Raw genomic sequence first — 1,518 nt, forward strand, 5'->3', positions numbered from 1 at the left:
CCGCCTGGCACACCATGAACACCGTCGCACCCGACGACCGGGCCAGCTCCACCACCCGGCCGTGCACCTCCGCCCCCAGCACCAGCGGAACCGCGTCACCCCGATGACTCGGAACCGCCGGACGAGCACGGTCGGCCGGCAACACCAGCTCCTCCGGCAGATCCGCCAGAACCCGCCGCCAATGCTCCAGCTGACGCGACGCCACACTCCCCGCATCCTCCACACCACCCAGCACCTCCTGCTGCCAGAGAGTGAAGTCCGCGTACTGCACCGGCAGTTCGGGCCACACCGGCGCTTCTCCGGAGGTGCTGCGGGCGGTGTAGGCGGTGGCGAGGTCCCGTACGAGCGGGCCGAGGGACCAGCCGTCGGCGGCGATGTGGTGGCAGACGAGAAGGAGTACGTGGTCGTCGTCGGCCACCGTGAACAAGGCGGCTCGCAAGGGGAGTTCGGTGGTCAGGTCGAAGACATGGCGGGCGGTGTCGCTCAGGCCGGCGACCAGCCGCTCCGAGTCCGTGGTCACGAACTCCCAGGGAACGTCAGCCTGTTCGGCCGGGAGAATGTCCTGCCAGGGGCCGTCCCCGGACTCCGGGAAGCGGGTGCGCAGCGCCTCGTGACGGCCGACGACGTCCCTCAGCGCCTGGCGGAGGGATTCGGCATCCAGGCTGCCGCGCAGTCGGACCGCGAACGGCACGTTGTAACTGGGATTGGGCTGCGTGCGGCTGAGGAACCACAGCCGCTGTTGGGCGTACGACAACGGAAGCATGGTCTCTCCTCAGGAGCGGGGCCGGCGCCGCAGGGCGGGCCTGGCCTTCTCGGCACCGTTCAGGCGCTCGGCGAGGGCGGCGGGCGTCGGCGCTTCGAACACGGTCTTGATGGACAGTTCGATGTCGCATACCGCACGGATGCGGCTGATGAGACGGGTGACGAGCAGGGAGTGGCCGCCCAGGTGGAAGAAGTCGTCGTCCACTCCGGCATCCGGGACCCCGAGGACCTCGGCGAAGAGGCCGCAGAGGAGCTTCTCCTGCTCGGTGCGCGGGGCGCGGTGGGTGGAACCCGTGGCGAAGACGGGGGCGGGCAGGGCCTGGCGGTCGAGCTTGCCGTTGGGGGTCAGCGGAAGGGCGTCCAGGATGACGACCGCGGAGGGGACGAGGTGTTCGGGGAGCCGGTCGGCGGCGTGGGCCCGGGCGTCGGCGGGGTCGAGCACGGTACCGGGTTCGGCGACCAGGTAGGCCGCGAGACGCTTGTCCCCGGGGCGGTCCTCCCGGACCACCACCGCCGCCTGACGGATACTGCGGTGCTGCATGAGAACGGCCTGCACCTCACCCGGCTCGACCCGGAAGCCCCGGATCTTCACCTGACCGTCCGCACGCCCGACGTACTCCAGGACACCATCGGCCCGCCACCGCACCAGATCACCCGTGCGATAGACCCGCTCCCCCGGAGAACCGTAGGGGTGGGCGACGAAACGCTCCGCCGTCAGCCCCGGCTGACCCGCATACCCCCGGGCCAGACCCACAC

Annotated in this window: 1 pseudogene; it reads right to left on the bottom strand. The window is 70.9% G+C overall.

Annotated features, from left to right (window positions below):
- Positions 1–1,518, bottom strand: a pseudogene (locus PUR26_RS34525) (condensation domain-containing protein); the annotation flags it as partial.

Origin of the sequence: Streptomyces sp. SP18CS02, from assembly GCF_036322365.1 — a bacterium.
In the GTDB taxonomy this organism is placed as follows: domain Bacteria; phylum Actinomycetota; class Actinomycetes; order Streptomycetales; family Streptomycetaceae; genus Streptomyces.